Genomic DNA, 6,361 nt, shown 5'->3' with positions numbered 1-6,361 from the left:
CATCCAGACCACCGTCGGCCCATCCCCGGCAACCCCCTCGGCGAGGACGTGCATCCGGCGTCCGCCCCCCCCCCCCCGCCCCCCCCGCGCCCCCCCCCCCCCCCCCCCCCCCCCCCCCCCCCCCCCCGGGGGCGGGCGCCGCCCCCCCCGGCCCGGCCGCCCTCGGCGGGGGGTCGAGTAAAGGGGGGTCAGGTGATCTCCAGCTGCGCCATCATGCCCATCGCGGAGTGGTCCAGCAGGTGGCAGTGGTAGGGGTAGCGGCCTCGGTAGGAGTCGAAGAGGGCCTGGAGGCGCACGCTCTCCCCCGGCAGCAGGCGCACGGTGTCCTTCAGGCCGGACTCCGCCGGGCCGGGCGCGGCGCCGTTGCGCGCCAGCACCCGGAACTGCACCAGGTGCAGGTGGAAGTTGTGCGGGACGTCCTTGTTGGCGTTGACGACCGTCCAGATCTCCGAGGTGCCGAACGCCACCGAGGCGTCCACCCGCGCCGGGTCGTACACCTTGCCGTCGATCAGTCCGAGCGGGGCGGCGCCGGGCTTCTCCTGGTACTCCAGGACCACGGTGCGCTCGCGGGCCGCCGCGCCCAGGGCGGGCAGGGTGCGCAGCTGGGCGGGGACGCGGCTGGGGTCGTCGGCGGCGCGGGTGATGTCGAAGCGCAGGACCTGGCCGACGTGTTCGGCGGGGCCGGGGGGCATGGAGTTGGTGAGGACGATGCTGGAGCCGACGGGGTAGCGGGAGAAGTCGACGACGACGTCGGCGCGCTCCCCGGGGGAGAGGTCGACGGTGTCGGTGACGTGGGGGCGTTCCAGCAGGCCGCCGTCGGAGCCGATCTGGGTGAGGGGGCCGCCGTCGGCCAGGCGCAGGGAGAAGAAGCGCAGGTTGGAGGAGTTGAGCAGGCGCAGCCGGTACTTGCGGGCGGCGACCTCGACCTTGGGCCAGGGGCGGCCGTTGGCGAGGATGGTGGTGCGGTTGAGGGGGTCGTCCATGCGGTAGACGAGGCGGCCCTGGGGGTCGAAGCGGGCGTCGCGCAGGGCGATGGGCAGGTCGTAGCGGCCGGCGGGCAGCGGCAGGGCGGCTTCGGTGGCGTCGGTGATCAGGTAGGTGCCGGCCAGGCCCCGGTAGACGTGCTCGGACTCCAGGTGGTGAGCGTGGTCGTGGAACCACAGGCTCGCGTGGGGCTGGTCGTTGGGGTAGGTGTAGGTGCGGGTGGCGCCGGTGTCCAGGAGGTTCATGGGGCCGCCGTCGGAGGCGACGGGGACGCGGGCGCCGTGCAGGTGGACGGAGACGGGGTCGTCCAGCAGGTTGGTCTGGCGCACCACGACCGGGCGTCCGGAGCGGGCGCGGATGACGGGGCCGGGGAAGGCGCCGTTGTAGGTGAGGACGTCGGTGCGGTGCCCGGGCAGGATGCGGGCGTAGGCCTTGAGCATGGTGACGGCGTAGGTGTCGGCGGCGCCGTCGGTGGAGACGGGGGCGAGCACCGGGGGCAGGGGCATCGCGGCGGTGAACTTCGGTGCCAGGGTGGGGCCGGCGTCGGGGCCCGGGTCGGCCTCGGCGGCGGAGGCGGCGGGGCCCGGGTGGGTGTGGGCGGCCGCGGCGGCGGCGGTCTCGACGGAGGCGGCCGGGCGCAGGGTGGTGCGCATGAGCAGGACCCCTCCCCCGGTCGCCAGGGCGGCGCCGATCATCCTGCGTCTGGTCACCATCGCGCGTCCTCCTGCTGCCGGCCCGGTGTGGCGGTGTGCCCGTGCGGCCCCGGCGGGTGGGGCGGGGGCGGGTTCCGGGGGTGATTGCAGCAGCGGATCCTTGCGCCGGGTTGGGGTCCGGCTGAGGCCCGGTGGACCGCGCGGGGCGGGTTGCGGGCGGGGCGCGCGGTGAGCTGCGGGTGTTGCGGGCCGCTTGCGGCGGGCGGTCACCGTGGCTCGCAGAACACTGGAGGATCCCTCGAAGGGAAGGGCCGGAGCGTGGACCTGCGGTACTGGCTGCCGAGGGCGGCCGAGGTCGCCGAGCAGTGGGGAGAGCGGTTCGGGCCGTACAGCCCGCATCCCTCGCACCAGGTGGACGACGCGGACTTCGCCGCCGCGTTCGAGCGCTTCGCCAAGCGCCTGGAGCACAACTACCCGTTCTTCCACCCCCGTTACGCCGGGCAGATGGTCAAGCCGCCGCACCCGGCAGCCGTCGTCGGCTACCTGACGGCGATGCGCTTCAACCCCAACAACCACGCCTACGAGGGCGGGCCCGCCACCAACGACATGGAACGCGAGTGCGTCGCCCAGCTCGCCGCCATGTTCGGCCTGCCCCGCCACGTGGGCCACCTCACCAGCAGCGGCACCATCGCCAACCTGGAAGCCCTGTACGTGGCCCGCCAGAGCCACCCCGGGCTCGGCGTCGCCTACAGCGCGCAGGCCCACTACACGCACAGCCGCATGTGCCACGTCCTGGGGGTCGAGGGCCACGCGGTGGCCTGCGACGCGGACGGGCGCATGGACGTCGACGCGCTGGCCGCCCTGCTCGCCACCGGCCGCGTCGGCACGGTGGTCGTCACCGCCGGCACCACCGGGCTCGGCGCCGTCGACCCGGTGCACGAGGTGCTGGCACTGGCCCGCCGCCACGGGGTGCGGGTGCACGTGGACGCCGCCTACGGCGGGTTCTTCGCCCTGCTGGCCACCGACGACGCCCAGGCCGCCGCCCTCGGGCTGGACCCGGCGCCGTGGCGGGCCATCGCCGGCTGCGACTCCGTCACCGTCGACCCGCACAAGCACGGCCTCCAGCCCTACGGCTGCGGCGCGGTGCTGTTCGCCGACCCCGACATCGGCCGCCACTTCGCCCACGACTCCCCCTACACCTACTTCACCGACGCCGAACTGCACCTGGGCGAGATCAGCCTGGAATGCTCGCGCGCCGGCGCCGCGGCCGCCGCCCTGTGGCTGACCCTGCAACTGCTGCCGCTCACCCCCCAGGGCCTGGGCGCCGTCCTGGCCGGCGGGCGGCGCGCGGCCCTGGCCTGGGCGGATCTGATCGAGGACAGCCCGCACCTGACCCTCCACCAGCGCCCGCAACTGGACATCGTCACCTACCACCCCACCCCGGGTGGGGCGCCGATGTCCGCCGTCGACGCCGCCAGCCGGCACGTGCTGCGCCAGGGCATGGCCGACGAGCACGACCCGCTCTACCTGAGCCTGCTGCGGGTGGACGCCGCCGACTTCACCCGCCGCCACCCGGCGGCCGCAGCGGACGCCGACGGGGCCTCGGTGCTGCGCAGCGTCCTGATCAAGCCCGAGGCCGAGGACCACCTGCCCGCCCTGCACGCGCGCCTGACCGCGCTCGCCACCGCCCGGCCCTGAGGCCCGCCGCCCCCGTACGAGCGCCCCCCCGTACGACCGCCCTGCCGCCCCGCCGCCCCGCCGCCTGTCTGCCGAGGAGTGTCCGTTGACCACCGCCACCGTCCCGCCGGGCGCCGCCCTCGCGGCCCCCGCGGTCCGCCCCGCCCGACCCGAGGAGGCCCCCGCCCTCGCCCGGGTGCTCGCCGCCGCCTTCCACGACGACCCGCTCACCCGCTGGGCCTTCCCCGACGACGCCCACCGCGCCCGCATCCTGCCCGCCTTCTTCCGCGTCCACGTCGACCAGTGCCTGGCCCACGGCGGCGCCCTGACCGCCCAGCACCCCGACGACGCCGCCCCCGTCGGCGCGCTGCTCTTCCTGCCCCCCGGCGTGTGGGAGCACCCCGGGGGGCAGGACCAGGCGACCGCCCGCGCCCTGGACGCGGCCGTCGACGCCGACACCCACCCCGAATCCGCCCGCCGCCTGGCCGCCATCACCCGCCTCCAGGCCCGCCGCCACCCGCGCCACCGCCCCCACCACTACCTGGCGTTCGTCGGCGCCCACCCCGACGCCCGCCACACCGGCACCGGCACCGCCCTCCTGCGCGCCTTCCTGGCCCGCGTCGACCACGACGGCCAGGCCGCCTACGCCGAGACCAGCTCCCCCGGCGGCGCCCGGGTCTGCGGCGCCGGCGGCTTCACCCGCTTCGGCGAGGCCATCGCCCTGCCCGCCGGCGGCCCCCGCCTGACCCCCGTGTGGCGGGGCCCCCGATGACCACCCACACCCTCGACATCGACACCGCGCTGCGCGTCTACTCCGCCGAGCAGATCGACGCCGGCGCCGCCGCCCACCACCCCGAGGCCGCCGAGATCCTCGACTGGAGCCGGCGCTTCCTCACCACCGCCCACCCCGACCTCGGGCGCAGCGGCCCCGTCTGCCCCTACACCCAGCCCTCGCTGCGCCGCGGCCTGTTCCACATCGCCGTCGCCGACACCGGCGCGGGCGGCGACCTGCCCGCGCTGGTCGGCGAGCTGCGCGCCTGGTACGACCGGCTGCTGGCCGGCCTGGCGGAGGAGTCGGACCGGGAGCTGCTGACCGTGCTGCTGGTGCTGCCGGGCCTGGACCGGGCCGACTCCACCGCGCTGGACGAGGCGCAGCGCAAGGCCAAGGACGAGTTCGTCGAACAGGGCCTGATGATCGGCCAGTTCCACCCCGTCTGCGAGGAGGGGGGCCTGTGGAACCGCTCCTTCAGGCCGCTGCGCGCGCCCGTGCCGCTGCTGGCGGTGCGCAAGCTCCTCGTCTTCGACCTGCCCTTCCTCGTCGACGACGAGGCCCACCTGGCCCACTACCTGGCCCGCTTCGCCCCCCAGGTCCCCGCCCGCATCCGCGACCAGCTGGTCTCCGGCATGACGGAACACCGCAGGACCGCCCGCCTGACCGCCGCCTGAGCCGCGGCCCCCCTGCGCGCGGAGCCGGGTCGGCGCCCGGCTCCGCGCGCGCCCCCCCGGGGAAAATCGCTGGCGGCGGTGGCGCCCGGCGTGAAGGCTCTCACCGTGGCGCTTCACGAGAACGAGGTCTTCGCGGACCAGGCGGTCGTCCGCTCCCTGCTCCGGGAGCAGCGGCCGCAATGGGCCGACCTGTCCGTCTCGCCGGCCGGCTCGGGCACGGACAACACGATGTACCGGCTCGGCGACGACCTGCTCGTGCGGCTGCCGCGCACGGCGCAGAGCGCGGACTCCGTGCGCAAGGAGTTGACCTGGCTGCCGCGGCTGGCACCGCACCTTCCGTGCCGCGTCCCGGAGCCGGTGCACGCCGGGGCCCCGAGCGCCGTGTTCCCGCTCGCCTGGTCGGTGTACCGCTGGATCGACGGCGAGGAGCCCGGCCCGGGGTCGGTCACCGACTGGCCCGCCTTCGGGGCCGACCTGGCGGCGGTCGTCAAGGGCCTGCACTGCGTCCCGCTCATGGGGGCCGTCCGCCACGGCGCGCTCCACTGGTACCGCGGGGGCGACCTGCGCGACAGCGACGAGTCGATCACCGCATGCTTCGAGAAGTGCCGGACGATCCCGGGCCTGGACCTCGACATCGAGCACCTGCTGCACCTGTGGCGCAGCGCGCTCGCCCTGCCCGGGCCGTCCGGGCGCCAGGTGTGGCTGCACGGCGACCTGAAACCCTCCAACCTGCTGGTCCGGCAGGGCGGGCTGCACGCGGTCATCGACTTCGGATGCCTGTCGGTCGGCTTTCCCGACGCCGAGCACGCCACGGTGTGGGACCTTCCGTCCCCGGCCCGCCAGGCGTACTGGGACGCCCTCGGCCTCGACGACGTGACGTGGCTGCGGGCCCGGGCGTGGGCGGTCGGCGTCGGGGTCGGCGGGCTGTCGTACTACTGGGGCACCTATCCCGGTTTCGTCGGCGAATGCCTGGCGCGGCTGTCCGCGATCCTGGAGGCCGCCGGCGCGCGGTGAGCCGTCCCGGCCGGTCGGGACGGGTTCACCGCGCGCGTCGGTCGCCGACTCGGATGTGCCGGGACGGCGGACCTCAGGTCGCGCGCTGTCCGTGGAGGAGGACGGGCAGCGCTCGGCCCGCCAACGCCTCGCTGACGCGGGCGGCTTGGGAGGGCGCCATGACGTCGGGGAGTCGGCGGACGGGGACGAAGCGGGCGCCGAACAGGCCGCTGCGGTGCTGCGGCGGGACGGTGAGGCGAGTGTCGTCGCGCACGGTGCCGCCGTCGAAGACCAGGTTGAGGCGCTCCAGGTGGCGGTCGGCCGGGGTGAAGTCGACCGCGAGGACGTCGGCGAGACGCAGGTTGAGCCCTGTCTCCGCGTGCAGGTTGCGGGCGGCGGCGAGGTGCGGGGGCTCGTTGGGCTGGGCGGCGCCGCCGGGCAGGATCAGGCCGTCCATGTAGTCCGGGTCGACGAGCAGGACGTCGCCGCGCGGGTTGCGCACGAGGACGAGGCAGCCGAGCCGGCACACCGGCGGCTTGGCGAGCAAGCGGGGGTCACGCATCGGGTAGTTCACCTTCTGAGGGCGGCGAGGAATACGAGGGAGAAGC

Annotated in this window: 6 protein-coding genes; 4 read left to right on the top strand and 2 right to left on the bottom strand. The window is 75.7% G+C overall.

The features are described 5' to 3' along the window. Window positions 1–188: 188 nt before the first annotated feature. Entirely contained in the window at window positions 189–1,697 is a 1,509-nt protein-coding gene (locus tag ACIP37_RS32035; protein WP_363623895.1) for a multicopper oxidase domain-containing protein, read from the bottom strand. A gap of 258 nt (window positions 1,698–1,955) precedes the next feature. Between ACIP37_RS32035 and ACIP37_RS32030 the strand changes: the two genes are divergently transcribed. From ACIP37_RS32030 to ACIP37_RS32015, 4 genes are all read left to right on the top strand, one after another. Continuing rightward, window positions 1,956–3,335 carry a pyridoxal phosphate-dependent decarboxylase family protein gene (locus ACIP37_RS32030; protein WP_400844933.1) on the top strand — a complete coding sequence of 460 codons (1,380 nt, stop codon included), beginning with the start codon at window positions 1,956–1,958 and terminating at the stop codon, window positions 3,333–3,335. An 85-nt stretch (window positions 3,336–3,420) separates the two neighbouring features. Further along, window positions 3,421–4,086, top strand: a complete 666-nt coding sequence (locus tag ACIP37_RS32025) for a hypothetical protein (protein WP_363588163.1) — start codon at window positions 3,421–3,423, stop codon at window positions 4,084–4,086. Beyond that, window positions 4,083–4,760 (top strand): DUF6875 domain-containing protein, encoded by a 678-nt coding sequence (locus ACIP37_RS32020; RefSeq protein WP_400810469.1) that lies wholly within the window; start codon window positions 4,083–4,085, stop codon window positions 4,758–4,760. The genes ACIP37_RS32025 and ACIP37_RS32020 overlap by 4 nt, the downstream gene beginning before the upstream one ends. A gap of 105 nt (window positions 4,761–4,865) precedes the next feature. After that, a complete protein-coding gene (locus tag ACIP37_RS32015) occupies window positions 4,866–5,774 on the top strand; it encodes an aminoglycoside phosphotransferase family protein (protein ID WP_400810471.1) in 909 nt (302 codons plus the stop codon). Between the two features lie 73 nt (window positions 5,775–5,847). Here the strand turns inward: ACIP37_RS32015 and ACIP37_RS32010 are convergent, their stop codons facing one another. Then, window positions 5,848–6,315, bottom strand: a complete 468-nt coding sequence (locus tag ACIP37_RS32010; RefSeq protein ID WP_400810473.1) for an NUDIX domain-containing protein — start codon at window positions 6,313–6,315, stop codon at window positions 5,848–5,850. Window positions 6,316–6,361: the final 46 nt, after the last annotated feature.

Source organism: Kitasatospora sp. NPDC088861 (assembly GCF_044750105.1).
Taxonomy (GTDB): Bacteria; Actinomycetota; Actinomycetes; order Streptomycetales; family Streptomycetaceae; genus Kitasatospora.
This window is presented reverse-complemented; position numbering and strand designations above follow the sequence as displayed.